Annotated in this window: 25 protein-coding genes; 12 read left to right on the top strand and 13 right to left on the bottom strand. The window is 68.9% G+C overall.

Features of this window, described 5'->3' with window-relative positions:
* Nucleotides 1-59: 59 nt before the first annotated feature.
* The 3 genes from EG854_RS10220 to EG854_RS10200 form a co-directional block, all read right to left on the bottom strand.
* Nucleotides 60-575: an A24 family peptidase gene (locus tag EG854_RS10220; protein ID WP_123288023.1), complete on the bottom strand. Its 516-nt coding sequence runs from the start codon at nt 573-575 to the stop codon at nt 60-62.
* 123 nt (nt 576-698) lie between these two features.
* Complete coding sequence (locus EG854_RS10215; protein ID WP_123288022.1) at nt 699-878, bottom strand: Flp family type IVb pilin; 180 nt, start codon at nt 876-878, stop codon at nt 699-701.
* 894 nt (nt 879-1,772) lie between these two features.
* On the bottom strand, nt 1,773-1,952 hold the full coding sequence (locus EG854_RS10200; RefSeq protein WP_123288020.1) for a Flp family type IVb pilin: 180 nt from the start codon (nt 1,950-1,952) through the stop codon (nt 1,773-1,775).
* 284 nt (nt 1,953-2,236) lie between these two features.
* Here EG854_RS10200 and EG854_RS10195 point away from each other — a divergent pair, with 284 nt between their 5' ends.
* Genes EG854_RS10195 through EG854_RS10185 form a run of 3 tightly spaced genes read left to right on the top strand, consistent with a single transcriptional unit; the run spans nt 2,237 to nt 3,709 of the window.
* Entirely contained in the window at nt 2,237-2,623 is a 387-nt protein-coding gene (locus EG854_RS10195; RefSeq protein ID WP_123288083.1) for a pilus assembly protein N-terminal domain-containing protein, read from the top strand.
* A 1-nt stretch (nt 2,624) separates the two neighbouring features.
* The gene (locus EG854_RS10190; RefSeq protein WP_123288019.1) at nt 2,625-3,164 is read left to right on the top strand and encodes a TadE/TadG family type IV pilus assembly protein; all 540 of its coding nucleotides are present in this window, start codon (nt 2,625-2,627) and stop codon (nt 3,162-3,164) included.
* Between the two features lie 56 nt (nt 3,165-3,220).
* A complete protein-coding gene (locus tag EG854_RS10185) occupies nt 3,221-3,709 on the top strand; it encodes a TadE family protein (protein WP_241153206.1) in 489 nt (162 codons plus the stop codon).
* Here EG854_RS10185 and EG854_RS10180 read toward each other — a convergent pair.
* Genes EG854_RS10180 through EG854_RS10165 form a run of 4 tightly spaced genes read right to left on the bottom strand, consistent with a single transcriptional unit; the run spans nt 3,706 to nt 6,764 of the window.
* Complete coding sequence (locus EG854_RS10180; RefSeq protein WP_123288017.1) at nt 3,706-5,004, bottom strand: anthranilate synthase component I family protein; 1,299 nt, start codon at nt 5,002-5,004, stop codon at nt 3,706-3,708. The two genes, EG854_RS10185 and EG854_RS10180, sit on opposite strands and share 4 nt — an antisense overlap.
* On the bottom strand, nt 5,001-5,780 hold the full coding sequence (locus tag EG854_RS10175; protein WP_123288016.1) for a tyrosine-protein phosphatase: 780 nt from the start codon (nt 5,778-5,780) through the stop codon (nt 5,001-5,003). Before EG854_RS10175 ends, EG854_RS10180 begins: the two co-directional genes overlap by 4 nt.
* 55 nt (nt 5,781-5,835) lie before the next feature.
* Nucleotides 5,836-6,138, bottom strand: a complete 303-nt coding sequence (locus EG854_RS10170) for a winged helix-turn-helix domain-containing protein (RefSeq protein WP_123288015.1) — start codon at nt 6,136-6,138, stop codon at nt 5,836-5,838.
* Nucleotides 6,138-6,764, bottom strand: a complete 627-nt coding sequence (locus EG854_RS10165; protein ID WP_123288014.1) for a hypothetical protein — start codon at nt 6,762-6,764, stop codon at nt 6,138-6,140. The genes EG854_RS10170 and EG854_RS10165 overlap by 1 nt, the downstream gene beginning before the upstream one ends.
* 123 nt (nt 6,765-6,887) lie before the next feature.
* Between EG854_RS10165 and EG854_RS10160 the strand changes: the two genes are divergently transcribed.
* Entirely contained in the window at nt 6,888-7,640 is a 753-nt protein-coding gene (locus EG854_RS10160) for an SAM-dependent methyltransferase (protein ID WP_123288013.1), read from the top strand.
* On the opposite strand, the gene EG854_RS10155 is transcribed toward EG854_RS10160, so the two are convergent.
* The 3 genes from EG854_RS10155 to EG854_RS10145 are packed head-to-tail and all read right to left on the bottom strand — an operon-like array spanning nt 7,637 to nt 11,129.
* Nucleotides 7,637-9,082 carry an AMP nucleosidase gene (locus tag EG854_RS10155; protein ID WP_123288012.1) on the bottom strand — a complete coding sequence of 482 codons (1,446 nt, stop codon included), beginning with the start codon at nt 9,080-9,082 and terminating at the stop codon, nt 7,637-7,639. The genes EG854_RS10160 and EG854_RS10155 overlap by 4 nt on opposite strands.
* 44 nt (nt 9,083-9,126) lie before the next feature.
* Nucleotides 9,127-10,221: a hypothetical protein gene (locus EG854_RS10150; protein ID WP_123288011.1), complete on the bottom strand. Its 1,095-nt coding sequence runs from the start codon at nt 10,219-10,221 to the stop codon at nt 9,127-9,129.
* A 38-nt stretch (nt 10,222-10,259) separates the two neighbouring features.
* Nucleotides 10,260-11,129 (bottom strand): alpha/beta hydrolase, encoded by an 870-nt coding sequence (locus tag EG854_RS10145; RefSeq protein ID WP_123288010.1) that lies wholly within the window; start codon nt 11,127-11,129, stop codon nt 10,260-10,262.
* 555 nt (nt 11,130-11,684) lie between these two features.
* Here EG854_RS10145 and EG854_RS10140 point away from each other — a divergent pair.
* Nucleotides 11,685-11,996, top strand: a complete 312-nt coding sequence (locus EG854_RS10140) for a hypothetical protein (protein WP_123288009.1) — start codon at nt 11,685-11,687, stop codon at nt 11,994-11,996.
* 77 nt (nt 11,997-12,073) lie between these two features.
* On the opposite strand, the gene EG854_RS10135 is transcribed toward EG854_RS10140, so the two are convergent.
* On the bottom strand, nt 12,074-14,170 hold the full coding sequence (locus EG854_RS10135) for a S9 family peptidase (protein ID WP_123288008.1): 2,097 nt from the start codon (nt 14,168-14,170) through the stop codon (nt 12,074-12,076).
* A gap of 123 nt (nt 14,171-14,293) precedes the next feature.
* Between EG854_RS10135 and EG854_RS10130 the strand changes: the two genes are divergently transcribed.
* The 7 genes from EG854_RS10130 to trxA all read left to right on the top strand — a co-directional run bounded on the left by EG854_RS10130 (nt 14,294) and on the right by trxA (nt 24,286).
* The gene (locus EG854_RS10130) at nt 14,294-15,139 is read left to right on the top strand and encodes a GNAT family N-acetyltransferase (RefSeq protein WP_123288007.1); all 846 of its coding nucleotides are present in this window, start codon (nt 14,294-14,296) and stop codon (nt 15,137-15,139) included.
* Nucleotide 15,140: 1 nt separating this feature from the next.
* Nucleotides 15,141-15,602, top strand: coding sequence for a tRNA (adenosine(37)-N6)-threonylcarbamoyltransferase complex ATPase subunit type 1 TsaE (gene tsaE, locus EG854_RS10125; protein WP_241153205.1), 462 nt, complete (start codon nt 15,141-15,143; stop codon nt 15,600-15,602).
* A complete protein-coding gene (amgK, locus tag EG854_RS10120; protein WP_123288005.1) occupies nt 15,595-16,683 on the top strand; it encodes an N-acetylmuramate/N-acetylglucosamine kinase AmgK in 1,089 nt (362 codons plus the stop codon). Before tsaE ends, amgK begins: the two co-directional genes overlap by 8 nt.
* Complete coding sequence (murU, locus tag EG854_RS10115) at nt 16,680-17,393, top strand: N-acetylmuramate alpha-1-phosphate uridylyltransferase MurU (RefSeq protein ID WP_241153204.1); 714 nt, start codon at nt 16,680-16,682, stop codon at nt 17,391-17,393. The genes amgK and murU overlap by 4 nt, the downstream gene beginning before the upstream one ends.
* Nucleotides 17,390-20,407: a double-strand break repair protein AddB gene (addB, locus tag EG854_RS10110; RefSeq protein ID WP_123288004.1), complete on the top strand. Its 3,018-nt coding sequence runs from the start codon at nt 17,390-17,392 to the stop codon at nt 20,405-20,407. Before murU ends, addB begins: the two co-directional genes overlap by 4 nt.
* Nucleotides 20,404-23,865 carry a double-strand break repair helicase AddA gene (gene addA, locus EG854_RS10105; RefSeq protein ID WP_123288003.1) on the top strand — a complete coding sequence of 1,154 codons (3,462 nt, stop codon included), beginning with the start codon at nt 20,404-20,406 and terminating at the stop codon, nt 23,863-23,865. The genes addB and addA overlap by 4 nt, the downstream gene beginning before the upstream one ends.
* Before the next feature lie 82 nt (nt 23,866-23,947).
* Nucleotides 23,948-24,286 carry a thioredoxin TrxA gene (gene trxA / locus EG854_RS10100; RefSeq protein ID WP_123288002.1) on the top strand — a complete coding sequence of 113 codons (339 nt, stop codon included), beginning with the start codon at nt 23,948-23,950 and terminating at the stop codon, nt 24,284-24,286.
* Between the two features lie 3 nt (nt 24,287-24,289).
* Here trxA and EG854_RS10095 read toward each other — a convergent pair whose 3' ends face one another.
* Both EG854_RS10095 and accD read right to left on the bottom strand, forming a co-directional pair.
* Nucleotides 24,290-25,564: a bifunctional folylpolyglutamate synthase/dihydrofolate synthase gene (locus tag EG854_RS10095; protein WP_123288001.1), complete on the bottom strand. Its 1,275-nt coding sequence runs from the start codon at nt 25,562-25,564 to the stop codon at nt 24,290-24,292.
* Nucleotides 25,565-25,569: 5 nt separating this feature from the next.
* Nucleotides 25,570-26,487, bottom strand: coding sequence for an acetyl-CoA carboxylase, carboxyltransferase subunit beta (accD, locus tag EG854_RS10090; protein ID WP_123288000.1), 918 nt, complete (start codon nt 26,485-26,487; stop codon nt 25,570-25,572).
* Between the last annotated feature and the right edge of the window lie 5 nt (nt 26,488-26,492).

The following is a 26,492-nucleotide window of genomic DNA, read 5'->3' as shown; positions in this document are numbered from 1 at the left end:
GACCATGAAGCCCGCGAGTTAACGCTCCCCTAAGCCCGGATTCACAAGTGCTTCCTGGTTCAGAAGCCGGCGGCGAACCGCTCGACCAGGGTGCTGGCGGGATAGGCCAGAAGCGCGCCCACGGCGATGGCGACGCCATACGGAATATCGCCCTTGGGTTCCATCAGCTGCGACACCCAGCCGGGCGCGCCGAACAGGAACGGCCGGGCGTGAAACCGGGCAAAGATCAGCGCCAGACAGAACACCCCGCCCGCGATGCCCGTCCACAGCAGGAAATAGCCGGACCCCGCTACCCCCAGCCACAGGCACGAGGCCGCCATCAGCTTGGCGTCACCACCACCGATCCAGCGCAAGGCAAACATGCCGGCCCCGGCAAACAGGGCCAGTATCGCGACGCCCACATGGGCAGCCACGGTTGATAGTGGCAGTCCGACCGCCAGCGCCGTCGGAAAGAACGCCCCGATCAGGATCAGCGAGATCCAGTTGGGGATGGTCATCGACGTCAGGTCCTTGAGCCCGGCGATGATCACCAGGGCGGGCAGGGCGGCCAGAAGCATCAGGGTCAGCGTGTCCATAGGCGGCACCCTTGCACGGCACGCGTTAAAACGGGGTTTCCCTGACCGGCCCTCCGCGCCAACGACAAGGGGCCGAAGCGTCGCCGCTCCGGCCCCCGATCGGTTTTCAAGACGCGTCGGCGATTAGGCGCCGGCGGTGCCACCCATGCCGGTGACGACTTCGTTGAACTTGGTCTTGATGGTCGTGCCGAGGGCGGTCACGGCCGAGATGATGACGACGGCGATCAGGGCGGCGATCAGGCCGTACTCGATGGCCGTGGCGCCGGATTCGTCCTGGGCAAAGCGCGAGATGAACTTGGTCATGGTATCCTCTTGGTCGGTTCTTTGCGGGCTTGGTGGGGGAGACGGTCGCCCGCTTGGCCCCCCGAGTTGCAGGGTCAAACTAGCGGAGGGCAGTTAAGGAGCCGTCGAGAATAATGGTTATTCGTGCATTTACTTTGATTTTACTGTGACGCGCAGCACGCCTCGTCGCGACGCGGGCTGTCCTTCTCCCCTCGTGGGAGAAGGTGTCAGGCGGAGCCTGACGGATGAGGGGGACTCTCGATCCGGAGCGGAACCCAGCAGCTTTGGCGCCCGCCCGCCCCCTCATCCGAGCCGCTCTGCGGCCCACCTTCTCCCACAAAGGGGAGAAGGAATGCTGAGCTGAAGCCCTCAGATAGGATAGCCGCCCCCAAATTCCCCAACCCTTTCAACACCCCTACCGCTTCCCGGACCGTTCTGCCCGACCAGGTCCGCCGGTGTGCCACTCTTCCCCCGTCCCGTTGCACGGAGGGCTCGTAAGGCCTGCGACCTTGTGAGCGGCGGGAGCGGATGGAGCGGGGTTGTTGGGACACCGCCGATCAAACTTCGGGCCTCAAGCAGTGAGCGCCCGCGGCGCGAACGGCAGGCCCCAAAAACATTGGGTCGAGGGGGATACTCGACCGTTCCGGGAGGTGTCGCAGGACATCCCCGCCCGCCGGGGGCGCTGCGGTAAGGCCCGAATACGGCCACCCGACGCAAGCTCCTGGAAAACCACCCGCGCGGAGCGTCTGTCTTCGTCGAAACGGTATTTCTTGTTCTCATCCGGGCGAAGGCCCGGCGCTCCGCCTGCCCTCCAACCCGCCGCAAACACGGACGGGGGCACAGGCGTGCCGCAACGACAAGGGGCCGAAGCGTCTCCGCTCCGGCCCCCGTTCGGTTTTCAAGACGTGTCGGCAGTTACGCGCCGGCGGTGCCGCCCATGCCGGTCACAACGGCATTGAACTTGGTCTTGATGGTCGTGCCGAGCGCGGTCACGGCCGAGATGATGACGACGGCGATCAGGGCGGCAATCAGGCCGTACTCGATGGCCGTGGCGCCGGATTCGTCTTGAGCGAAACGCGAGATGAACTTGGTCATGTGATAGTCCTTTTCCTTGAGCGAGCTAACGATTGCACCATCAGGGTCGTCGGTTTTGCCCGCTTGACCCCCTACACGCTCATCATGCACGGCACCGCTTAAGGACAAGTAAAGTGAACAGCTTTGCTTGGATTATTCATGGTTACCGGGATATTTACTCTAACATGGCTGTTTTTGCAGGCTTTCAGCCTTTCTTGAGGATTCAGTGGTCCCTTGGGCCTCGCGCGCGCCTGACGCGGGCGCGCTGATGATATTGGAAGGCAGACCGCCCCATGGCTCGCTACATGCCCCGCTCCCTGATGTTCGCCGCCGCCGCCCTCGCGGCCTCGGCCATTGCCGCACCGGCCCTGGCCCAGGACCCGCTGCGGGTCGACATCGACCAGACCGCCCGCATCCAGCTGCGCGCCCCCGCCGGCTCCGTAATCGTTGGCAATCCGCAAATCGCCGACGTGACCGTCGTCGATGCCAACACCCTGTTCGTCACCGGCAAGGGTTATGGCGTGACCCAGATCGTCGCCGTCGACAGCATCGGTCGCACCGTCTTCCAGAGCCAGATCGTGGTCAGCGCCGGAGACTCCGGTCAGGTCCGGGTCTGGCGCGGCGGTCAGGTGACCGAAATGGCGTGCGGTACCACCTGCTCGCCCAGCCTGCGTTCGGACGGCACGCCGTAATATGCTCCGGGCGGCCCGATCGCGAACGGCCCTTGACCGCTTTCTCGCGGCGCGTCGGGGCTCGACCGCGGTCGAGTTCGCCATGGTCGCCATGCCCTTCTTCTTCATGATGTTCGCCGTTCTGGAACTGGCGTTCGTCTTCGTGCTCGATTCCGTCCTCGAGAATGCCGTCATTGAGACCGGCCGTCTGGTGCGCACCGGCCAGGCCGAAAGTCAGGGCTTCAATGCCACCCAGTTCAAAACCTCCATGTGCGGCCGGATGAGCATCTTCTCCAGCGACTGCATGGCCAAGGTTACGGTCGATGTGCGCGAAATCCCCCAGTTCACCAATCCCAATCCGCCCGATCCGACCGCCGGTAGCAGCTTCAGCGAGGCCGGCCTCGGCTATGACGGCGGCGACCCGGGCAGTCTGATGCTGGTCCGCGCATGGTACCGGCACACCCTGTTCACCCCCTTCCTGGAACAGGGGCTGGCGCGAATGGGTGACGGCAAGGCGATCCTGACGGCCACCACCGCCTTCCGCAACGAGCCCTGGCGATGAGCGGACGCGGCATCCCCAGGCGCCCCTGGCAACGACTGGGATCCGACCGACGCGGCGTGTCCGCGGTCGAATTCGCCATGCTGGCCCCGGTGATGATCTTCTTCTACTTCGGCCTGGCCGAATTCTGTCAGGGCTATATGGCCCAGAAACGCGCCAGCCATTCCGCCGCCATGGTCGCCGACCTGATCGCCCAGCGCGAGCGAATCACGCCCGGCGAGATCGACGACATCTTTGAAGTCGGTGAGCTGATCATGGCGCCCTTCACCGCCACCGGCATGAGCCTCAGGGTGTCCAGCGCCCGACGGATTGATGACAGCACGGTGCGCATCGACTGGAGCCGGGGCAGCGGCATGACCGCCCGGACCACCGGCAGCACCATCACCGTGCCCGCTGGCCTGATCGCGATCGGCGAGAGCGTCGTGGTGTCCGAGTCGCTCTACGACTACGACTCCCCGGTCGACTATATGATGCCGGGGATCACCACCTTTTCGCACACCTTCTATCTGCGGCCGCGCACGGTCGAGCGCGTGGCGCTGGTGCCCTAGGATTCCATCAGGGCCCGTCTGATCGCCGAGATTTTGGACAGGACCTCGGCGGATTCCGCCGCCGGATCGCTGTCGGCGACGATGCCCGCCCCTGCCTGCGTCCGCCAGTGCCAGCCCTCTTCCCGCTGCTCGAAGGCGAGGGTGCGAATGAGGACCGAGGCGGTCATCCGCCCCTCCCCCTCCCGCAGCAGCAGGCTACCGCACCACGGCCCGCGGGGCGGCTCATGCCCGGCGATGACCTTCATGGCCTGATGCTTGGGCGCCCCTGTGATGGACCCCGGCGGAAAGGTCGCGGCCATCGCCTGTCCCACGCCCTGCCCCGGTCTCAGCCGGCCGCTGATGGTCGAGACCAGATGATGCACATTGGCATAGGACTCCGGGTGAAACAGGCGCTCGACCCGGACCGAAGAGGGCACACAGACCCGCGACAGGTCGTTCCGCATCAGGTCGACGATCATCAGATTCTCGGCCCGGTCCTTGGCCGACGCCAGCAGGGCCTCGACCTCGGCCTGGTCTGCGACCGGGTCGGTGCGACGCGGGCGAGTGCCCTTGATCGGTCGCGTCTCGATCCGTCCGCCCGGTTCCAGCGTCAGGAACAGCTCCGGCGAGTTGGACACCAGCGCCCGCTCCCCCCGCCGCCAGAAGGCCGCATAGGGTGCCGGACTGTCGCGGACCAGACGCAGGAAGACGTCCAGCGGATCCGCTTCCCACGTCAACTTTCCGCTCCATGCCCGGGCGATATTGGCCTGAAACAGCTCGCCCGCCGCGATGCGCGCCACAACATCGGCCACCGCGGTGCGATAAGCCGTCTCATCGGCCTCGGCGTTAAAGGTCGCGGACAGAGGGCCCTCAATGGCGCCCCGCGCGCTCGCCGCCTGCGACCAGTCCTCGGCCAGATCGAGCGCCTGCTCAGCCTCAACGGCATCCTCACCTCGCCCGACCGCCGTCAGGGTCCGGGTCGCGGTCTCGAACACCAGCCAGGCCGGATAGCGGGCCGCCATCAGGTCGGGCCAGACCTTCGGCCTCAGCCCCGTCGCGGGCCGGACCCCGCCATCATAGGCCAACAGCTGAACCGCCCCTTCGGCCCAAGCGGGATCATCCAGCAGGGCCGTGACCTGCGCCGCATCCCCGTCGATCTGACGGATGGCATCCGGATCAGCGGCGATCAGCACCCGTCCAGCCGTTCCGCTGAACAGGCCCAGCGCACCGTCCCGCGCACCGATGGCCTGCAGAATCTCCAACGGATCGCGCCACGGCAGGGCGCGTTCCCGCCGCGCCGCGTAAGGCCGGATCATGCCGACAGCCGCTCCACAATCCGGTCGCGCCGGTCGGTATCGATGCCCAAGGCCTCGGCCAGATACTCGTCGACCGAGCCATGGGCCGTCGTCATCTCAGAGATGGCCGCGTCCAGGAACTCGGGCGCCACCCCCAGAAAGGCCACGACCGCCGCATGCGACGCTGTACGCCCCGTCATAGTCTTCAGCCGTTCGGCGATGAAGCCGGCCTGCCCCTCAAGATCGACCGCCGTATTGGTCAGCAGATAGTCGGCCATCAGGTCATCGTGACCGACGCCCAGCAGATGGTGGGTCAGGGCCGCCAGCAGCCCCGTCCGGTCCTTGCCCGCCGCGCAGTGGATCAGCACCGGCCGGTCGCTTTCGGCCAGCGCTTCGAAATAGCGGCGGAACAGGTCGATGTGAGACGCCTCGAACGGCAGGCGGCGATAGGTGTCGGTCATGAAGGCCCGGCCCGACTCCTCGGTCAGATCGGCCGTCTTCAGGAAGGTCATATGGGGCGCTTCGCCCCCGTCGTCGTGGGCGCTCTCGATCAGCCTGGCGGCAAAGCCTGCGGGCCTGCGGCTGGGCTGGCCGCGTCGCTCGCCGGGACGGCGCAGGTCGACCACCACCCCGAGGTCGAGCTCTGCCAGCGCCACAAGATCCGCCTCGGTCGCCCGGGCCTGATGGGCGCTGCGGAACAGCCGCCCGGGCCGCACATGCCGACCCGCGACCCCGGCGTAGTCACCGAAGTCGCGGAAGTTGTCGATCGCCTCAAAACGTCTCAGTCGCTCGCTCATGCCCCCTCATAGCGTAGTCGGGCGGGCGTGCCACCGTGACCCTTCGTCTGGCGGGTCAGCGGGGCGGAATCAGGGCCGACAGCGTATCCAGATAGGCCATGAAGGCGGTCCGGCCGGCGTCGGTCAACTGCGCCTCGGTCAAAGGCTTGCGACCCTGGAAGCGCTTGGTGATCTCGACGAAGCCTGCCTCTTCCAGCTTGCGCAGATGCACCGACAGATTGCCGTCCGTGGTCTTCAGCCGGGCCTTGAGATCGCTGAAATCCGCCATGCCCGCGCTGGACAGATAGGCCATGATGCCCAGCCGCACCCGGCCGTGGATGACGTCATCGATCTCATTGATGTCAAACGATGGCTCCATCAGATCACCTCGGCCGGTTCCTGACGCACCAGGATCAGGCCGGGGATCAGGGCCAGCAACACCAGTCCGGCGGCATAGCCCAGCCACAGCACCGGCGTACCGATGAGCGAGGCGATGGCTGGCGCGCCGACCCAGCCACCGATAGCCAGCCACCACTGCCACTTCTGTCCGGACATGGTCGCCGACACTGCCCAGCCCGCACCGTAGAGGGCGAAGATCAGCGACGGAAACAGAAAGACCGGCACCTCGCTCTGCAGCTTGTAGGACAGGATCGCCATCGACAGCGCCATCGTGAAGATGCCGAGGCCGACCCCCATCCATCCGGCGCCGACGGCCCGGTTGACCGCCGAACGCGCTCCGGGTTTGCTGCGGATCTTCGATTTGAGACCAATCAGACCGATGAAGAACAGCACGAGGGCGCCGAGCCAGACGTAGTTGTAGACGACCGGTTCGGCGGCGATCAGACCGCTGTCGATTCCGTAATGGATCAGGGAGGCGATCCCGAAGACCGTGCCGGCAACGATCAGAACGCCCCCGCCAAGGACAGGGGTGTTGCGCCCTTCCTCGGCCAGGGCGCGGATGTAGGCGATGTCGTCCTGCGGGGACGTGGTGTCGTGATGGGGCATTGGCCCTTCCCTCCAGTCAGCGGGGGCACTGCGCCCCGTGTGTGACCCTTGATTGCCCCATATACTTTGTGTTGTAAAGTGCTTTCTTGTGGCCTTGCCAAGCCATGGCGCTACGGCTGGGCCATGCGCATGAATTTCCACCGACTGGCCTATGAGGCCCTTGAGGTCTGCAACGCCCTGACGCTGGAGACCTTCCGGACATTTCTGGCGCAGGCTGGTCCCAAGCCGGGCGGCCGGGCGCTGGAGATCGGGGCGGGCAATGCGGCGCTTGCCATCAGTCTGGCCCGCGACTTTGCCATGGTGGTCGACGCGGTCGAGGTCGATATGGCGGTGGCGGCGCTGGCCCAGTCGCGCATCAATGCGGCGGGGGTCGCCGACCGGGTGACGCTCAGCCGGATGCGGTCGCTGACCCTGCTGGAGGATCTGCCGCCCCAGGATCTCATCTTGTGCGTTGGCGCCACCGATCCTGTGGGCGAGGAGCACCGCGATCCTGACGCCGCCTTCCGCACGCTGGCAGGCCATCTGGCGCCCGGAGGCCTGCTGGTCTGGGGCGACCTGTACTGGACCGAGAGCCCGCCCGAGCCGCTGGCCCGGGTCATGGCCCTGACCAATGCCTGCACGCCGCTGGCCGACTGGACCACGGCAGCCGGGGCCGCCGGGCTGGAGGTGCTGGACATCCACGTGGCCGACGATGCGACCTGGGACGCCTATGTCGCCACCATGGACCGGGCGGCGCGCGACTGGATCGCCGCCCATCCCGGCCGGATCGAGCGCCCCCACATCGAGGCGACGGCCGACCGGGTCCGGTCCTTCCTGACCTTTGCCCGACCCTATACCGGCTTCGCCCTGCAGCTGATGCGCAAACCCGCGCCCTAGCGGAACGGCGGCTCGTCGAAGGCGCGCAGCTTGCGGGAGTGAAGGCGCTCGCCCTCTTCGCGCAGCAGGTCGACGGTCTGGATGCCGATCTGCAGGTGCTCCGAGATCGAGCCTTCGTAGAAGCGGTTGGCCTGTCCCGGCAGCTTGATCTCGCCGTGCAGCGGCTTGTCCGAGACGCACAGCAGGGTCCCGTAGGGCACCCGGAAGCGATAGCCCTGGGCCGCGATGGTCGCCGATTCCATGTCGATAGCGACCGCCCGGCTCTGGTTGAAGCGCAGGGCCGAGCGGGTGTAGCGCAGCTCCCAGTTCCGGTCGTCGGTGGTCACCACGGTCCCGGTCCGAAGGCGCAGCTTGACCTGATCGCCGGGCATTCCGCTGACGGACTTGGTGGCGTCATAGAGGGCGCGCTGGACCTCGGCGATCGAGGGGATGGGGATGTCCGGCGGCAGCACCGCATCCAGCACATGGTCATCGCGGAGATAGGCGTGGGCCAGCACATAGTCGCCGATCGACTGGCTGGCGCGCAGGCCGCCACAGTGACCGATCATCAGCCAAACGTGGGGTCGGGTCACGGCCAGATGGTCGGTGATGGTCTTGGCGTTCGAGGGGCCCACGCCGATGTTGACCAGGGTGATGCCTTTCGCGCCCGGCGCCGTCAGGTGATAGGCGGGCATCTGGTGCTTCTTCCAGGCCGTGTCGCTGATCGCGGCCTCGGGATCGGGGGTGTCGCGCGTGATCAGCACCCCGCCGGCGCAGGACAGGGTTTCATAGGGGCTGCCGGGGCGTTTCAGCTCACCGATGGCCCAGCTGACGAACTCGTCGACATAGCGATTGTAGTTGGTGAACAGCACATAGGACTGGACGTCATCGACCGGCGTGCCGGTGTAGTGCTTGAGCCGGGCCAGCGAGAAGTCGGTCCGAAGGCCGTCGAAATGCGACAGCGGAAAGTCGCCTGAGGTGTCGAACAGGCCGTCCGGAATCTCGTCGCCGATATGGGCCAGCTCGGTCGTCGGGAACCAGCGGGCCAACGCCGCCGTCATTGACCGGTCCAGCGCCACCTCGGCCCCGTCCAGCACATAGGGGAAGGGGATTTCCTGACGCGACAGGCCGACCTCGAAGGTCGCGTCATATTCGTCGGCCAGCAGGGTCAGCTGTTCCTTCAGATAGCTGCGGAACAGGTCGGGGCGGGTGACGGTGGTGGCATAGGTGCCCTGCTTCGACAGCCGGGCATAGGCGCGGGGCTGAAGGTCCTGGGGCCGGTCACCGTGCCAGCGGATGCGTAGTTCGGGATAGGCGAACAGGCCATCGGCACGGGCGGCGGCATCGGGCCGGGTGCCGTGGTCGACGAAGTCCCGCACCGCCTGGCGCAGGGTGTCGACGGATTTGACGTAAAGGGATTCAAGGCGGTCGATTACCGCGTCGGGGGTCATTTGCTCTGTCATGGCCTCCTCTAGCGGAACAGTATGACCTTGGCGAGACGGGGCCGCTAATCCGTGCCGCGCACCCGTTCGATCAGGGCCAACGAGACCTCGTCGTCGGCATAGTGCTGGACCAGCGCCGCCTCGTCAGCCTCGAGGCTGTCGCATTTCAACTCGGCGACGGCCGCCTCGATCTGCGCGCCGCGCTCCGCGTCATAGGCGTCCTCGCCCCTCCAGTGGTCGCAACCCAGCCGGCGACCGGCCCAGCCCAGAATGTCGGCCGGAACGGTCGTGGCGGCGGTAATGAGTGGATCATTGACCTGCAGGTGTTCGACCACCAGCCGGTCCCCCTCGATCGCCAGCGACACCCAGGCGTCCCCGCCGGTCGGGCAGCAGTTGGCGTCATTGTCCTGCCACAGGCTGGTCTCGGCCATCAGGGCGGGCCAGCGATAGCCGACACCCTTCCACACCGCGAGGCCAGGCGGCAGCTGGTCGGCCAGGTCGGCTTTCCACGAGGTCACGTCGATCTGGGTGAAGGGGGGCTCGGCGTCGAGGACCCAGCGGAACAGGACGTCGGCATTCATGCGCCCGGTGCCGTCATGATAGCCGGGGATGGCGACATAGAGGTCGTCATACCCCTCGATCAGGACCGGCGGCTCGTGGACGATCGCGGTCTGCACCCAGCTGCGGGCCTCGAGACGCCCGTCCGCCATCGGCGTGTAGAGGACGACGGCCGCCAGAGGCATATCCCATTGGCCGCCGGTCCGGAGCTGTTGCCAGTAGAGGCTGCGCGCGGGCTCTCCTGCCTTCGCGTCAGCCGGCATGAGCATGACACCGGCGGCCTCGACCCGGCAGGCGTCAGGCCCGAGCGGCGGGCAGGCGGTGGCCAGGGAGTCGAAGTCGGTGACGTGGCCCGCCAACTGGCGATCCCGGGCGGTGGCGCGCTCCAGCTCGGCGATCCGTTCCGTCTCCCTGGCCGGGCGTTCGGCGGGGTCCGTCTCCTGCCACCACAGGCGCCACTCGCGGGCCGCATCGCGGGCGTCGACCGGCAGAGGCGTTGCGGCCAGATAGTCCGCCTCGGCCCGGTCGACGGCGGTCTGGGCGTAGACCGGGGCGGCGGTGACCAGCGTCAGGGCCAGGGCAACAGCAAGACGGCGCAGCATCACAGATCCTCCTTCAAGCGTGGCCGCACTGTGCGCGCTCAGGCCGGGCGATCCAAGGTCCGGTGGAAAAAGTCAGAGACCTCGGCCAGCACGGGGGCCTTCTTGCGGAACAGGGGCGAGAAGGTCGCGACCAGATCGGCGTGGTTCAGCCCCTCATAGAAGCGGGCGGTGCAGGTGCCGCCAACCGCGTCCATCCGCTCGCACAGCAGGCGGGTGTCCTCGGCATGGACCACCTCGTCAGCGGTGCCGTGGCCCAGCCACAGCGGCGGGGCATCCGCCCGCGCGAAGGTGATCGGCTGGGTCAGGGTGGGGTCGGGCGCGCGACCAAAGGCATTGACCGAGGCCTTCACGTCGAACGGCAGGAATTCGTAGGGGCCCGCCAGCCCGGCCGCAGCCTTGATCAATCCCGGGCGGTCGACGGCGGCCATATAGCGGCGGTCCAGCGCGATCATCAGGGCCAGATGGGCGCCCGCCGAATGGCCGATGACGCCCAGCCGGTCGGGGTCCCCGCCGAGGTCCCGCGCGAGCTCGGCCGCCACGGCCGTGGCCAGCGCGGCATCCTCGATGAAGCCGGGGAAATGAACCTCGGGCACCAGCCGGTAGTCAGGCAGGGCAACGACGAAACCCTTGGCCGCCAGCGCCTGAGCCGCCCAGCCGTAGACCTCGCGCGATCCCGAATCCCAGCCGCCGCCGTAGAAGAAGACCAGCGTCGGCACCGTCGCGGCGGGCGAGGCGCCGGTCGGGGCATAGATGTCCATCCTCTGGCGCGGGTCGTCGCCGTAAGGCTGGTCGCGGGCGACGCGTCGGGCACCCGGATCGCGGGGGCCGAGCTTGTTGAGCAGGCCCAGCGGCGAACAGGCGACAGCCAGCCCGCCCAGCAGGGTCGCCAGGGTAGCGCGGCGGGTCATAGGGGAACTCGGGATCAGCGTCATGGGACCCTAGATACGCGCGAACGGCCGATTTGGCTGCCCGGGGTGGGGGAGCGCCGGGAGCGGGTGGGGAAAAAACACCGTCTGAATAGTCTGAATGGTCTGAACCGTCTGAACCGTCTGAATGGTCTGAAATGCGCGCCTCCATCAGCCGGGTTGTGGCAACCGGACAGTATGGGTGAGGCGACGACCCGCGCGGGAAGAACGGTGCGGCAAACGGCACAGGTATTGAAACGGTTGGCGTTTCGGGCGGCGGGCATGATGGTTGCTGCCCTCAGCCCCTCGTCATCCTCCGACTTGATCGGAGGATCGGTTCTGGCACGTCGTCAGCCGTCGCGGGTGACACCGATCCTCGGGTCAAGCCCGAGGATGACGGGAGGAAGCGCGGAAGGGCCAGAAAAATAGGCCGTATACCAAGGACATGTCATTTTTTCTGTCACAAACTGTCATATAATATTTACATTGAGATCAATCGGCGCATTCTGTGCGGGAAGACGTCTGAGAGCGTCCCCTTTTTGCTGGAGGCCCACGCCCATGATCCGTACTGCCCTGTCCCTGTCCCTTGCCGCCGGTCTGGCCCTTGCGGCCGCCATGCCCGCCTCGGCCTCGGTCGATCCGAAAACCCAGCGCGCGCCGGCCCAGACCGTGATGATCTGTGCCGAAGATTCCGCCACCCGGGCCAGCTTCGAGCGCGAATATGGCGAGCGTCCGGTGTTCGTCTCGGCCCGGGACCTGCTGGCGGCGCGCGATGCCGGTGAGCGCTGGGAGGCTCCGCGCTGCATGACCGAGCGCGAATACGCCCGCTATGAGCGGATCAGCGAACAGCGCGCCGAACTGCGCCGCTAGACTCTTCACCCCTTGACATGACGAAGGGGACGCCGGTTTGATCCGGCGTCCCCTTTTTCACGCCCTGCGGCGATCGCTTATTCGCCGATGTGTTTGTCCAGCCAGCCGAACACCTCATTGTGCCATTGCAGGCTGTTCTGGGGCTTGAGCACCCAGTGGTTCTCGTCCGGGAAGATCAGCAGGCGGCTTTCGATGCCCTGACGCTGCAGGGCGGTGAAGGCCGACAGGCTTTGCGAGGTCGGGATGCGGAAGTCCTGCTCGCCATGGATGACCAGCATGGGGGTGTTCCACTTGTCGACATGGTTGGCCGGGTTGAATTCCTGATAGCCCCGCGGGTTTTCCCACGGGGTGCCGCCGTTTTCCCACTCGGTGAACCACAGCTCTTCGGTGGCAAAGCCCATGCTGAAGGTGTCGAAGACGCCGTCGTGGTTGACCATGCATTTAAAGGCATTCGGCCAGTTGCCCGCGATCCAGTTGACCATATAGCCGCCGTAGGAGGCCCCGAGCGCGCAGGCCCGGTCGCCGTCGAGGAAGTCATAGGTGTCCAGCGCGTGGGCCCAGCCCTTTTGCAGGTCTTCCAGCGGGCGATCGCCCCAGTGCTGGCTGATCGAGTCGGTGAAGGCCTGGCCGTAGCCGACCGAGCCGTGGAAATCGATCATCACCACCGCATAGCCGGCGCCCGCATAGGTCTGGGGATTCCAGCGCCACGACCAGTTGTTGCTGAAGGTGCCCTGCGGCCCGCCGTGGATCAGGAAGGCGACGGGGTATTTTTCGCCCTCGACATAGTTGGCGGGCTTGATCACCCAGGCGTGGACGGTCTCGTCGTTCCAGCCCTCAAAGGTGAACTGCTCGGCCTCGCCAAAGGCCAGCTCGCCCACGACGGGATTCACCTCGGTCAGGCGTCGCGGCATTTCGCGGCCGCGATAGGTCTTGAACCAGAGGTCGCCCGGCTGATCCAGCGCGGCCAGCGAATAGACGATGCCCGAGGGTGTCAGGCTGCTGGAGGCAACCGACCCCTCGCCGGTGAAGGGGATGACCGCACCGTTACGGGTATCGACCGCGAACATCCGATAGTGGCCGGTGTCCTGGGCGGTGACATAGAGGGTGTTGCCGTCGGGGCCCCAGGCCAGGCTGCTGGCCGAGCGGTCCCAGTTGGCGGCGATCTGGCGGACCTGACCGGTTTCCATGTCGCGCAGCATGATGGCGAATTTGTCGGCCTCGAAGCCCGGGCGGGACATGGCGCGATAGGCCAGGGTGCGACCGTCCGGCGAGAACGCCGGGCCGGCGTCCCAGGCCGGATTGCTGTCGGTCAGATTGGTGAAGTCGCCGCTGTCGCCGAGGCCATCGGTCAGCCACAGGTCGAAATCGGTGCTCCACGGCTCGGTCAAGCCGGCCTCGCGCGCCGAAAAGACGATCGCCTCGCCGTCCGGCGTGAAGGTAAAGTCCTCCTCGCCGCCGAACGGCTTGGAAGGGGTGTCGCCGTCAAAGCCGCGCGTGACCCAGACGGGATCGCCCTCGGCCCGGCCATCGGCGCCCAGCGAGACGACGAACAGATGGTTCTGGGTGCCGTCCTTCCAGGTGTCCCAGTGGCGGACGAACATGCGGTCATAGACGCGGCCGGTGCTGTTGCGGGCGGCCTCGGCCTCTGAGCGTTCGACCGAACATGCCAGGGTCTCGCAATCCGGATAGACGGCCAGCGCCACGACCAGTCGCTCGCCGTCCGGTGAGATCTTATAGCCCTGAACGTCGAACGGCAGGTCGGTGACCTGGACCTGTTCGGTGCCCTCGGTGTCGGTGGCCCAGATCTGGTTCGAGCCCGAGCGCGACGACAGGAAATAGAGGGTGCCGCCATCGGGGGCCCAGCGGACGGTGTTGCCCTTTTCGCCATTCGGGAACAGGGGACGGGCCTCATCCGATCCGGTCAGGTCCTGCAGCCACAGGGTGGTGCCGCCGCCGCCCATGACGGGATCGACCTCACGCACCTGATAGGTGACCCAATGACCGTCGGGCGAGACCTGCGGGTCCGACAGGCGGTTGAGGCCCAGCATGATGTCGTAGGTGAAGGGCTCTGCCCCCGTGTCCTGGGCGGTGGCCGCCGGGGCGGCGATCAGACTGATCGCCAGAAAGGCTGCAGCCGCCGTGGAGCGGATCAGGGATGTCGGGAGGGATCGCATGCGCCGGACCTCTTGGGCTTGCCAGAACGTAGGAACGCAGGCGTAGCACCGCCGGGCGGCTCCGGCAAAGCCTGCTCGCACACCGCGCTTGCCCGACCGCGCGGGAGCGGCGACAACCGGATCATGACGGTGGCCCCCGATTCCCGACATATCTGCGATGTGCTGATCGCCGAGCGCGCGCCGCGGCTGACGGGCTCGGTCGGCTGGCCGGTGATCCGGCCGTTTCTCTATGCCCTGCTGGGCTATGGCAAGGCGCGCCGGATGGCCGATGCGGTGGCGCCGATGGGCGGGGCCGAGGCGCTGGATCACGTCTCGAAACTGCTGGCGCTGGACGTCAAGGTGATGAATGCCGACCGGATTCCGGAAAGCGGCCGCTGTGTGATCATCAGCAATCATCCAACCGGGATCGCCGACGGCATCGCCGCCTATGACGCCATTCGCGCGCGGCGGCCCGATGCGATCTTTTTCGCCAATGCCGATGCGTTGCGGGTCGCGCCGCGACTGGGGGAGGTGGTCATTCCGGTCGAATGGGTGACGTCCAAGCGCACCCGTGAAAAGACCCGCGCCACGCTGGAGGCCGCCCGCGCGGCGTTCGAGGCCGAGCGGCCCGTGGTGCTGTTTCCCGCCGGGCGGCTGGCGCGCATCGCAAAAGACGGCAGCCTGACCGATCCCGAATGGCCCCCGACCGCCGTCAGTCTGGCGCGCAAATACGGGGCCCCGGTGGTGCCGATCCATATGGCGGGTCCGTATTCGCGCCTGTTCCATCTATTCGCCCGCATCTCGCCCGAGCTGCGCGACATCACCCTGTTTCATGAAATGTTGAACAAGGCCGGGGGGACCTTCCGCCTGACGGTCGGACCGACCATCCCGGCCAGCCGGCTGGACACCGATGCGGCGCGCGCCACCTATGCGCTGAAGGCCTATGTCGAGCGGGTGCTGCCCGGCCAGCCGGATGCGCCCTTTGCCTGAGGTGCGCGATATCCCCCTGGCGGACGAGGCGGCGACCACCCGGCTGGGCGCGGCCCTGGCGCTGCAGCTGGCGATCGGCGAGGCCCTGCTGCTGAACGGCGAGCTGGGCATGGGCAAGTCGACGCTGGCGCGCGGCCTGATCCGGGCCCTGACCCGCCCCGACGAGGATGTGCCCAGCCCGACCTTCACCCTGGTGCAATTCTATGAGGGCAGCCCGCCGGTCGCCCATTTCGACCTCTACCGGCTGGAAGACCCCGAAGAGATCCAGGAGATCGGCCTTTATGAAGCGCTGGAGGACGGGGCGGTGCTGATCGAATGGCCCGAACGTCTGGGGACAGGCGGCGGAGAAGCCTTGAGCCCGGACCGGCTGTCGGTCACGCTGGAAACCGACGGCGCGGGCCGCCGCGCGCACCTGACCGGCTATGGGGCCTGGGCCGGAAAGCTGAAGGAACTGCATGTCTGACCGGAATGCCCTGATCGCCGATTTTCTTGCCGGAGCGGGGCTGGCCGAGGCGCGGCGCGATCCCCTGCCCGGCGACGCCTCGACCCGGCGCTATGAGCGGCTGACCACGCCTGCAGGTTCGACCCTGATGCTGATGGATCAGCCGCCAGCGACCGAGTCCCTGCCCTGTGACCCGTCGTGGACGGCGGCACAGCGTCATGCGGCCGGCTGGAACGCCGTGGCGCGGCTGTCGGCCGGACGGATCGAGGCCTTTGCCGCTGTCGCCGCACACCTGCGCCATGCGGGTCTGTCGGCGCCGGAGATCGTGGCGGTCGATGCGCCGAACGGCCTGGCGGTGATCGAGGATTTCGGCGACGACCTGTTCGCCCGGGTGATCGAGGACGGCGAGCCGCAGGCGCCGCTGTACCTCGCCGCCGTCGAGGCCATTGCGCGGCTGCACCTGACCGGCCTGCTGCCCGAGGTCATGCCCGGCCTGGGGGGCGACTGGCCGCTGCTGACCTATGACGCCATAGCCCTTCAGGGGGGTGCCGACCTGTTCGTCGAGTGGATGCCGAAACTGCACCCCGGGCTCCACTTCGGTCCGGCGGCGCGGGACGAATGGCAGGCCGCCTGGGCACCGGTTGTGGCCATGGGCGAGGCCAGGGCCTGGGTGATGGCACACCGCGACTATCATGCCGAAAACCTGCTTTGGCTGCCGGACCGTAGCGGCCATCGCCGCGTCGGCCTGATCGACTTTCAGGATGCGGTGCTGGCCCACCCGGTCTGGGACCTGCACTCCCTGCTGCAGGACGCCCGCCGCGATGTGCCGCCAGAGTTGGAGGCGGTCGCGCTCGACTACTATTTCGACATCATGCAGGTCGACCGCGAGGAATACCGCCGCGACTATGCCGCGCTGGCTGCGCTGAACGAGGCGCGGATTCTGGGGGTGTTTGCCCGGCTGATCGCGCGGGACGGAAAGCCGCGTTATCGCCAGTTCATGCCCCGCATGTGGGGCCATCTGGAACAAAACCTGAAACGTCCGGAACTGTCGCAGGTCAGGAGTTGGTTCGACCGTCATGTTCCGAAGGAGATGCGCGGATGACGGTTCCGACCACAGCCATGGTGCTGGCGGCAGGGCTGGGCACGCGGATGCGGCCCCTTACCGATGACCGGCCCAAGGCGCTGGTCGAGGTGGGCGGTCTGGCCCTGATCGACCATGTGCTGGACCGGCTGGCGGACGCGGGCGTGACCCGTGCGGTCGTGAATGTCCACTGGTTCGCAGACCGGCTGGAGGCCCATCTGGCGGCGCGGGGGCGCGGGCCGGAGATCACCATATCCGACGAGCGGGCCGAACTTCTGGAGACCGGCGGCGGGCTGAAGAAGGCCATGCCCCTGCTGGGCGATGCGCCGGTGTTCGTCGCTAATATCGACAGCGTCTGGACCGACCGGGGCGATGCGCTGGCGGACCTCGCAGCACAGTGGGACCCGGAGCGGATGGACGCGGCCCTGCTGCTGGCGCGGCGCGCGGGCGCCATCGGCTTTGAGGGTGGCGGGGATTTCTTTCTCGGCGACGACGGCCAGCTGACCTTCCGGGGCGAGGCGGCCGAGGCCCCCTTTGCCTATATGGGCGTGCACATCTGTCGGCCGGGCTATGTTGCCGAGGGGCCTGACGGGCCCTTTTCGCTGAGCGGATTGTGGCGACGGTCGGCGGCAGAGGGCCGGCTTTATGGCTGTGTGCTGGACGGGGAGTGGATGCACGTCGGCGATCCCGGGGCCCGCGACGAGGCCGAGGCCCGGCTGACGAACCCATGAGCCGGTTCGATCCGTTTGCGGGCGCCGGGCCGCGCTGGTGGTCCATCGAGGCGCACCGGCCGTTTCTGGAGGATCTGGCGGCGGGGGTGCTGGACTGGCTGGGCGAGGACGCACCCGAGACCCTGAGCGATGCGGTCATCCTGCTGCCCAACCGGCGCGCGGCACGGGCCTTCACCGAAGCTCTGACCCTGCTGTCGGGCGACCGTCCCGTGCTGCTGCCCCAGGTGCGCCCCTTGGGCGATCTGGAGGAGGACGAGCCACCATTCGCGCCGGGCGAGCTGGAGCTGGACCTGAAGCCCGCCATCTCGCCGCTGAAGCGCCGGTTCGAGTTGGCGCAACTGGTGGCCGCTCACCACGGGGGGGCGGTCGAGCCCCTGCGCGCGCTGGAGATGGCCGAGGCGCTGGCGGCGTTTCTGGACTCCTGCCAGATCGAGGAGGTGGCTGACCCGGGCCGGGTGGCCGATCTGGTGGAGGCCGATCTGGCCGAGCACTGGCGCTCCACCGCCGCCTTCCTCGCCGTGGCGGTGGAGGCGTGGCCGAAGCGGCTGGACGAACTGGGCCTGAGCGACCCGTCCGCGCGGCGGGTGACCCTGCTGAAGCGGCTGGCCGAGGTGTGGGATGAACGGCCGCCGGCCTTCCCGGTGATCGCGGCGGGCTCGACGGGCACCGTGCCCGCCGCGGCGGCGGTGCTGGGGGCGGTGGCGCGCGCGCCCTCGGGCTGCGTGGTGCTGCCGGGACTGGACCGGGACCTGTCGCAAACGGCGTGGGACCAGATCGCAGACGACGACGGCGAGCAGCATCCGCAGGGGGCGCTGAAACGCCTGATCGGGCGGCACGGCATTGACCGGGCCGAGGTACGGGCCTGGCCCGCGCGGGACGCGGGAGAGAGCGCGCGTCTGGGCCGGGCGCGGCGTCGACTGATCGCCGAGGCGCTGAAGCCGCCGAAGTCCACCGCCGACTGGACGAAAGCCATCACAGAAATGCGCGAGGGCGGCGGCGATCCCATCGCCGAGGGGCTGGAAGGCCTGACCGCCGTCACCGCCCGCACCGAGGAGGCCGCCGCCGCGCTGGCCGCGGTGCTGATGCGGGAGGGGGTGGAGAAACCCGGGCAGACCGTTGCGCTGGTGACGCCCGATCCGCTGTTCGCCCGAAGGGTGCAGGCGCGGTTGGGGCGGTGGGGGCTGAAGGCCGACTCCTCGGCGGGTTCGCCTTTGTCGGAAACGCCGGCGGGCGTGCGGCTGGCCCAGCTGGCGCAGCTGGCCAAGGCCTTCGGGGCGGTCCCGCTGCTGGCCATTCTGAAGCATCCGTGGACGACGCTGGCCGGGGCGGACGAGATCGAGGCGCTGGAGCGCGAGGGTCTGCGCGGGGCGGGGCCCGCCGACTGGGACGCGGTGCGACGGCGGCTGGAGACCAACCGATATCGGGCCGGCAAGCGCCGCAAGGATGAAGATCAGGCGCGCATCGACACGGGCCACGGTCTGGTGGACCGGCTGGAGGGCGTGCTGTCGGCTCTGACCGGCATGGACGAGGCACCGCCCGCCGACTGGGCGCGGGTGATCTGCGCGGCGGCGGAGGCGCTGGGCGAAGGCGTTGAGATCTGGCGTGGGCCGGACGGGGCCAGCGCGGCGCGGCTGATGGCGGCCTTGATGACCGAGGGCGCGGAGGCGGGCGTGCTGAACGCCTCCGCCTTTGCGGAACTGCTGGGCCGACTGATGGGCGCGGAGGTGGTGCGCACGGGCGGCGACGCGCATCTGCGTCTGAGAATTCTGGGCGCCATCGAGGCGCGGCTGGTCCGGGCCGACCGGGTCATTCTGGCGGGGCTGGAGGAAGGGGTGTGGCCGCGCGGCGGGGGGACGGATCCGTTCCTCTCCCGGCCCATGCGCAAGACCCTGGGCCTGCCGCCGCCCGAGCGCCGCATCGGCCTGTCGGCCCACGACTTCGCCCAGATCGCCTGCGCGCCGGAGGTCTATCTGTTGCACACGGAGCGGCGGGACAATCAGCCGTCGGTGAAGTCGCGCTGGCTGTGGCGGCTCGAGACGCTGGTGCGCGGGGCGTTCCCGGAGGCGCCGCGCCTGCCGCAGCGGCCGGACCTGCATGATCTGGCCCGGCGGCTGGACGCGCCCGACGCCGATCCGCCGCAGACCCTGAAGCCCGCCCAGCGCCCCGCCCCGACGCCGCCCGTCGCGGCGCGCCCTGACAAGATGTCGGTGACGCGGGTGGAGGAATGGGTGCGCGATCCCTACGCCACCTACGCCCGCTTCGTGCTGAACCTGCACCAGATGGAGCGCCCCGACGAGCGGGTGGAAGCCCGCCTGCGCGGCACGGCCATCCACAGTGCGCTGGAGGTATTCGCCCGCGAGTGGGAGACGTTGGGTGAGACCGGGGCGCAGGACCGGTTCCTGACGCGCTATCTGGACGAGCTGGAGGCGGCGGGCATGACCCCGGCGGCACTGGCCCGCGAACGGGCACTGGGCGCGCGCATGGCGGACTGGGTGACCGGGTTCGAGCGCGACCGCCGGGCCGGGCGGCCCCATGTGGCGTTGGAGGCCTACGGCGAGTGGTCGCCCATCGAGGGCTTCCTGCTGACCGCCCGGGCCGACCGCATGGAGGTCGCCGAGGGCCGCCTGTCGGTGATGGACTACAAGACCGGCGCCCCGCCGACAAAGAAGCAGGTGGAGAGCGGGTTCAGTTCGCAACTGTCCCTGACCGCCGCCATCGCCCGCGAGGGCGGGTTCGGGGCCGTGCTGAAGGCGGAGCCCGACGACCTTCTGTATGTGCGCCTGACCGGGCGAGACCCGGCGGGCGAGATCATGGATCGCAACGGCGAGGCGGGGGCCCCCGCCCTGGCCGATGAGGCGGTGGAGGGGCTGAGGAAACGCATCCGGCAGTACGCCAGCCCGAGCCAGCCCTACCGCTCGCGCATCGCGCCCCAGTTCGCCCAGGCGCGGGTGTCGGACTATGACCATCTGGCCCGGGTGGCCGAATGGTCCACGGCGGCGGAGGATGAGGGATGACGCGCTCCCCCCAGGCCATCGCCGCCGATCCGGCGGTCAACGCCTTCGTCATGGCCAACGCCGGGTCGGGCAAGACCACGACCCTGGTCAACCGGGTTGCGCGGCTGCTGCTGGCCGGGTCGGCGCCCGGCGCGATCCTGTGCCTGACCTTCACCAAGGCGGCGGCGGCGGAGATGCAGCGGCGTCTGTACGAGCGGCTGGGCGACTGGGCGGTGGCCGGCGACGCGCGGCTGAGGGACCAGCTGGCCGAGCTGGAGGAGCGCGCGGCCGACAGCTTCGACGCCCATGACCTTTCGCGGGCCCGCGCCCTGTTCGCCCGGGCGCTGGAGACGCCGGGCGGGCTGAAGATCCAGACCATCCACGCCTTCTGCGAACAGCTGCTGCGGCGCTTTCCCGTGGAGGCAGAGGTCTCGCCCCTGTTCCGCGTCATCGACGAGGCGGAGGCCGCCGACATCCGCCGCCGTGCCCGCGACCGGGTGGCGCTGGCCGACGACATTGCGGGGCTGGCGGGCGCCTATCTGCACATGGCGGGAAAGCTTTCCCAGCCCGATTTCGAGGCCATGTTCGACCGGTTCGAGTCCAAGCGGGCCGAGCTGACCGCCTATGTGGCCGAGGACGGCGGGGCGGCGACCCTTCAGGACCGGGTGGCGGCCTCGGTGGGGCTGGAGGGATGGACCGAGCCGGAGGCGGCGGAGCACGCGGCGGTGACGGCGCCGGACTTCGACGCGGCGGCCTGGCTGGACGCGGCAGCGATAGCGGCCGGATGCAAACAGCCTACGGCGCAGGTGCTGGCTCAGAACCTTCAAGCTGCGGCTGAGGCCGTGCTGAACGGCGAGGCGCCTGTCGAACTGGTCCAGACGATATTCTTCACCGATAAGGGGCTACCCCGTGGGCGTCTGGGCGTGAAGGACATGGGTCCCGCGACCCTGGACTGGCTGGCGCGCGAGCAGGCGCGGCTGGCGGAGCATTTCGAGCGGGCCCGGGCGGCCAGGGTGGCGCTGGACACGGTCTCCGCGCTGGTGCTGGCCTATGCCTATGGCCGGGCCTATGAGACGGCCAAGGCCACGACCGGTGCGCTGGACTTCGCCGACCTGATCCAGCGGGCGCGGCATCTGCTGACCGACGGGCCGGGCGCGGCCTGGGTGCTCTACAAGCTGGACGGCGGCGTCGATCACGTGCTGGTGGACGAAGCCCAGGACACCTCGCCCGAGCAATGGAGCATCGTGCGCGCCCTGACCGCCGAGTTCTTCACCGGGGCCGGATCGCGGGACGGGACAGCGCGCACCGTCTTCGTGGTGGGCGACGAAAAGCAGTCGATCTTCTCGTTCCAGGGGGCCGCGCCCGAGCGACTGGCGGCCGAGGCGCAGGACTATGACCGGGCTATCACCGGCGTGGGCGGGGTGTTTCAGGGGGTGGAGCTGCTGCAGTCCTGGCGCTCCACCGCCGAGGTGCTGGCCGCCGTGGACGCGGTGTTCGCCGAGCCGGCCCTGGCCCGCGCCCTCAGCCCCGGCCGGGGCGAGGCGGGCGAGGACGCCGCCGCCCTGATCCGGCATCAGGCCGCGCGCGCCGACGGGCTGGCGGGGACCATCGACCTGTGGCCGCCGCTGCAGGACGAGACCGACGAAGAGCGCCGCGCCTGGGACGAACCGCTGGACGCCTCGACCGCGCGGGGCGCGCGCCGCCGGGTGGCCGAGCGCATCGCCGACGAGATCAGGACCTCGGTGGAGGCCGGGCACGCGGTGCACGACAAGAAGGCCGGCCTCCGCCCGATGGACTGGGGCGATGTGCTCATTCTGGTGCGCAAGCGCGGACCCATGTTCGAGGAGGTGCTGCGGGCGCTGAAGCAGCGGGGCGTGCCGGTAGCGGGAGCCGATCGGCTGACCCTGTCGGCCCATCCGGTGTTCCAGGACCTGCTGGCGCTGGGGCGGGTGGCCCTGCAGCCCGCCGACGGTCTGACGCTGGCGGGGGTGTTGCGTTCGCCCCTGTGCGACCTGTCGGAAGACGCGCTGTTCGATCTGGCTCATGGCCGCGAGGGCTCGCTGTGGGGCGTGCTGAACGCGCGGGCCGGGCAGGATCCGACGCTGGCGGAGGCGCGGGACCTGATCGCCGATTTCCGCGAGGCGGCGCGCGTCATGACGCCGTTCGACCTTTACGGCCGCCTGCTGAACCGGCTGGACGGGCGGGGCCTGAGCGTGCGGCAGCGGTTCCTGACCCGGCTGGGGTCCGAGGCGGCGGACGCCATGGACGCCTTCCTTGATCAGGCGCGCGCGGCGGAGGGGCGAGGTCCGGCCGATCTGGAACGGTTCTGCCACCTGCTGGCCTCGCTGGACCAGACCATCAAGCGCGAGATGGATGAGCCGCGCGGCGAGGTGCGGGTGATGACAGCGCATTCGTCCAAGGGGCTGGAGGCGCCGGTGGTGATCCTGCCCGACGTGATCTTCGAGGAGCCCCGGGGCGACGCCCTGCTGGAGACGGAAGGCGGCGCCTTCCTGTGGTGCGGCTCGTCCGGCGAGGACTGCGCCGCGTCGCAAATGGCGCGGGACGCGCGCAAGCGGCGGGGCGAGGAGGAGTCGCTGCGACTGCTCTACGTGGGCCTGACCCGGGCGCGGGACCGGCTGATCGTCACGGGACGCTACGCCTCCAACCGCAAGCTAGAGAACCTGAAGGCGTGGTGGGCGCCGATCCTGTCCGCCTTCGAGCGGCTGGAGGGGGTGCGCGAGGTGAAGACCGCCACGGGCGAGGCCCGGCGGTACGGCGCTGATCCGGTGGCCATGGCGCGGACCGCCGCGCCGGCCGACGCCGTCCCGCCGCCGCCGGCCTGGCTGACCACCGCGCCTCGGGCCGAGGCGCCGGAGCGTCGCATGGCCCCGGGCCGGATGGAGGACGCCGCGCGCACGCCCGCGCCATCGCCCCTGTCGCGGGTCGGCGGCGGGCTGGGCCGCTGGCGGCGCGGGGAGCTGATACACCGCCTGCTGGAGCGGTTGCCCGACGTGGCGCCCGATCGGCGGGGCGCGGCGGCAGTCGCCCTGCTGGCGGGGGAGCCCGATCTGGAGGCGGCGCAGAAGGCCGAGATGGCCGCGGCGGCGCTGGGGGTCCTGGACGATGCCCGCTTCGCCGAGGTATTCGGCCCGGCCTCCCGGGCGGAGGTGGCGCTGTCCGGTTCGGCGCCGGAGCTGCCTGCGGGCGTGGTGGTGTCGGCACGGCTGGACCGGCTGGTGGTGACGCCCCGGCGGGTGCTGGTGATCGATTTCAAGACCAACCGCCCGGCGCCGGACCGCGTCGAGGACGCCGATCCGGCCTATGTGCGCCAGTTGGCGATCTACTGGGCCGTGCTGCGGCGGCTGTATCCCGAGCGGACGGTCGAGGCCGCGCTGGTGTGGACCGACGGGCCACGCCTGACGCCGGTTCCCGAAAGCCTGATGCGGCAGGCGCTTCACGCGCTTGTGCCCGCCCTGTAGTCTTCACCTTGAACGGGACGGGATTCGTCCCACATCCGATAGCCGAGGGGCGCCCGCCGCCCCGCCTGCAGAGAGCCTCCCCATGACGACGATCAAGGTCACCGACGACAGCTTCGAGACCGATGTGCTGAAGGCCTCCACCCCCGTGCTGGTCGACTTCTGGGCGGAATGGTGCGGCCCCTGCAAACAGATCGGCCCGGCCCTGGAACAGATCGCCGACGAGATGGCCGGTCAGGTCACCGTCGCCAAGCTGAACATCGACGACAGCCCCATGACCCCGTCGAAACTGGGCGTGAAGGGCATCCCGACCCTGATGCTGTTCAAGGACGGCCAGATGACCTCGATGAAGGTCGGCGCCATCCCCAAGGGCAAGATCGCCGAATGGCTGGCCGAACAGGGCATCGGCACCGCCGCAGCCTGAGGGCTAGACCGGCCAGGTGTCCTCGGACGCGGCCAGCACTTCCCCCGCCAGGTAGAGCGAGCCGCAGATGATGATGCGGCCGGCGCCGAGGTCGAGCGCGCGGCGGACCGCCTCGTCCACGCTGTCGGCGGGCAGCGCGCCCAGCCCCTGACCCCGGGCCACAGCCGCCAGCGCTTCGGCGGGGACGGCCGCGCCCTCGAAATCGACGGTGATGACTGGTGCATCCAGCAGGCGCAGGGTCTGGAAAAAGCCGCCCGCATCCTTTGAGGCCAGCAGGGCGACGATCAGGGCCATGGGCCGGGGATCCCGACGCTGACGCTCCAGCAGGGCCTCGGACAGGGCGCGGCCTGCGTGGGGATTGTGACCGCCGTCCAGCCACAACTCGGCCCCTGCAGCCTCTGCGCGGGTGCCATAGGGCCCGGCCTTCAGCCGCTGCATGCGGGCGGGCCAGACGGCCGAGGTCAGGCCGGCTTCGATGGCATCCACGGTCAGACCGAGGTCCAGGGCAGCGGCCACGGCCAGCCCGGCATTGTCGATCTGATGCGGCCCGCTGAGGTTCGGCAAGGGCAGGTCCAGCAGCCGGTCGGCGCCCTGGAAGACCAGCCGCCCGTGTTCGACAAAGGCGTCGATGTCCTCGCCCATGACCGACAGGGCGACGCCATTACGGGCCGCGACCCGGCCGATGACGTCGCGGGCGACCTCGGGCTGGCGGGCGACCACGGCGCGGCCCCCCCGCTTCAGAATGCCGGCCTTTTCACCCGCAATCTTTGCCAGATCGGTGCCGAGGAACTCCGCATGGTCATGGTCCACCGGGGTGATGACGGCCAGCTGCGGCACCGGCAGGACATTGGTGGCGTCCAGCGATCCGCCCAGCCCGACCTCGATCAGGGCCAGATCGGCGGGCACCTCGCTCATGGCGACAAAGGCTGCAGCCGTGGTGCTTTCGAACACGGTCGCCTCGCCCGGGATGGCCTCGATCCGGTCGAGGATGGCCTCCAGCGCCGCATCGCTGATGAGCGCCCCGGCCAGCCGGATACGCTCATTGAACCGCACCAGATGCGGCGAGGAATAGACGTGGACGCGCAAGCCCGCCGCCTCGGCCATGGCGCGCAGGAAGGCGATGGTCGAGCCCTTGCCATTGGTCCCGGCCACATGGACCACGGGCGGCAGTCTCAGCTGCGGGTCGCCCAGCGCCGCGCACAGGGCGGTCATCCGCTCCAGCGACAGGTCGATCCGTTGGGGATGCCGGGCCCGCAGTCGCGCGGAGATCGGGTCCACGGCGGTCAGGCCGCCTTGCGGCCGTCCATCAGCATGGACAGGATCTGGCCCAGCACGCGGGGCAGGTCGGCGCGGGGGACGACCCGGTCGACCATGCCTTTTTCCTGCAGATATTCGGCGCGCTGGAAGCCGGGGGGCAGTTTCTCGCGGATGGTGGCCTCGATTACGCGCGGACCGGCAAAGCCGATCAGGGCGCCCGGCTCGGCCAGATGGACATCGCCCAGCATGGCATAGCTGGCCGTCACCCCGCCGGTGGTGGGGTCGGTCAGCACGACGATGAAGGGCAAGCGCTGGGCCTTCAGGTCCTGGATGGCCAGGGTGGTGCGGGCCATCTGCATCAGGCTGAGCGCGCCCTCCTGCATGCGGGCGCCGCCGGCGGCGGTGTAGCAGACCAGCGGCACCTTGCGTTCGATGGCGGCCTCGGCGGCGGCGATAAACGCCTCGCCCGCGGCCATGCCCAGTGAACCGCCCATAAAGGTAAAGTCCTGAACGATGACCACGGCGGGGCTGCCCCCGACCTCGCCATAGCCGATGGCCATGGTGTCCCGTCGGCCCGAGGCCTTGCGCGCCGCAGCCAGACGCTCGCGGTAGGGCTTGCCGTCCGAGAAGTTCAGCGGATCTTCGGGCACTTCGGGCGTGTCGATCGGCTCATACTCGCCATCATCGAAGGTGAAGCGCAGCCGCGTCGGCGCATTGATGCGCATGTGACGGCCCGACGGCGTGACCCACAGACTGGTTTCCAGCTCCGAGCGATAGAGCATCTCGCCTGTGTCCGGGTCCTTGACCCAGAGATTGTCGGGCGTGTCGCGGCGGCCGACGATCTTGCGCACGCCGGGGGCGAAGCGGCTCAGCCAGCCTCCCCGGTTTGGGGTCTGGGGACGGGCGGGCGGTTGCGGACGGTCTGGGGTCTTGCGGTCAGCCATGGGCG

Source organism: Brevundimonas halotolerans, assembly GCF_003730275.1.
In the GTDB taxonomy this organism is placed as follows: Bacteria; Pseudomonadota; Alphaproteobacteria; order Caulobacterales; family Caulobacteraceae; genus Brevundimonas; species Brevundimonas halotolerans.
The sequence above is the reverse complement of the archived record's forward strand: the minus strand, read 5'-3'. Positions and strand labels throughout refer to the sequence as shown.

Bases quoted from the DNA above. Each gene is read 5' to 3' on its own strand.
- EG854_RS10140 (WP_123288009.1), top strand. From the start codon at position 11,685: ATGATCCGTACTGCCCTGTCCCTGTCCCTTGCCGCCGGTCTGGCCCTT.
- trxA (WP_123288002.1), top strand. From the start codon at position 23,948: ATGACGACGATCAAGGTCACCGACGACAGCTTCGAGACCGATGTGCTG.
- EG854_RS10195 (WP_123288083.1), top strand. From the start codon at position 2,237: ATGCCCCGCTCCCTGATGTTCGCCGCCGCCGCCCTCGCGGCCTCGGCC.
- murU (WP_241153204.1), top strand. From the start codon at position 16,680: ATGACGGTTCCGACCACAGCCATGGTGCTGGCGGCAGGGCTGGGCACG.
- EG854_RS10160 (WP_123288013.1), top strand. From the start codon at position 6,888: ATGCGCATGAATTTCCACCGACTGGCCTATGAGGCCCTTGAGGTCTGC.
- amgK (WP_123288005.1), top strand. From the start codon at position 15,595: ATGTCTGACCGGAATGCCCTGATCGCCGATTTTCTTGCCGGAGCGGGG.
- EG854_RS10150 (WP_123288011.1), bottom strand. From the start codon at position 10,221: ATGCTGCGCCGTCTTGCTGTTGCCCTGGCCCTGACGCTGGTCACCGCC.
- EG854_RS10145 (WP_123288010.1), bottom strand. From the start codon at position 11,129: ATGACCCGCCGCGCTACCCTGGCGACCCTGCTGGGCGGGCTGGCTGTC.
- EG854_RS10130 (WP_123288007.1), top strand. From the start codon at position 14,294: ATGACGGTGGCCCCCGATTCCCGACATATCTGCGATGTGCTGATCGCC.
- EG854_RS10175 (WP_123288016.1), bottom strand. From the start codon at position 5,780: ATGAGCGAGCGACTGAGACGTTTTGAGGCGATCGACAACTTCCGCGAC.
- EG854_RS10180 (WP_123288017.1), bottom strand. From the start codon at position 5,004: ATGATCCGGCCTTACGCGGCGCGGCGGGAACGCGCCCTGCCGTGGCGC.
- EG854_RS10170 (WP_123288015.1), bottom strand. From the start codon at position 6,138: ATGGAGCCATCGTTTGACATCAATGAGATCGATGACGTCATCCACGGC.
- addA (WP_123288003.1), top strand. From the start codon at position 20,404: ATGACGCGCTCCCCCCAGGCCATCGCCGCCGATCCGGCGGTCAACGCC.
- EG854_RS10135 (WP_123288008.1), bottom strand. From the start codon at position 14,170: ATGCGATCCCTCCCGACATCCCTGATCCGCTCCACGGCGGCTGCAGCC.
- addB (WP_123288004.1), top strand. From the start codon at position 17,390: ATGAGCCGGTTCGATCCGTTTGCGGGCGCCGGGCCGCGCTGGTGGTCC.
- EG854_RS10155 (WP_123288012.1), bottom strand. From the start codon at position 9,082: ATGACAGAGCAAATGACCCCCGACGCGGTAATCGACCGCCTTGAATCC.
- EG854_RS10190 (WP_123288019.1), top strand. From the start codon at position 2,625: ATGCTCCGGGCGGCCCGATCGCGAACGGCCCTTGACCGCTTTCTCGCG.
- EG854_RS10215 (WP_123288022.1), bottom strand. From the start codon at position 878: ATGACCAAGTTCATCTCGCGCTTTGCCCAGGACGAATCCGGCGCCACG.
- EG854_RS10165 (WP_123288014.1), bottom strand. From the start codon at position 6,764: ATGCCCCATCACGACACCACGTCCCCGCAGGACGACATCGCCTACATC.
- accD (WP_123288000.1), bottom strand. From the start codon at position 26,487: ATGGCTGACCGCAAGACCCCAGACCGTCCGCAACCGCCCGCCCGTCCC.
- EG854_RS10220 (WP_123288023.1), bottom strand. From the start codon at position 575: ATGGACACGCTGACCCTGATGCTTCTGGCCGCCCTGCCCGCCCTGGTG.
- EG854_RS10200 (WP_123288020.1), bottom strand. From the start codon at position 1,952: ATGACCAAGTTCATCTCGCGTTTCGCTCAAGACGAATCCGGCGCCACG.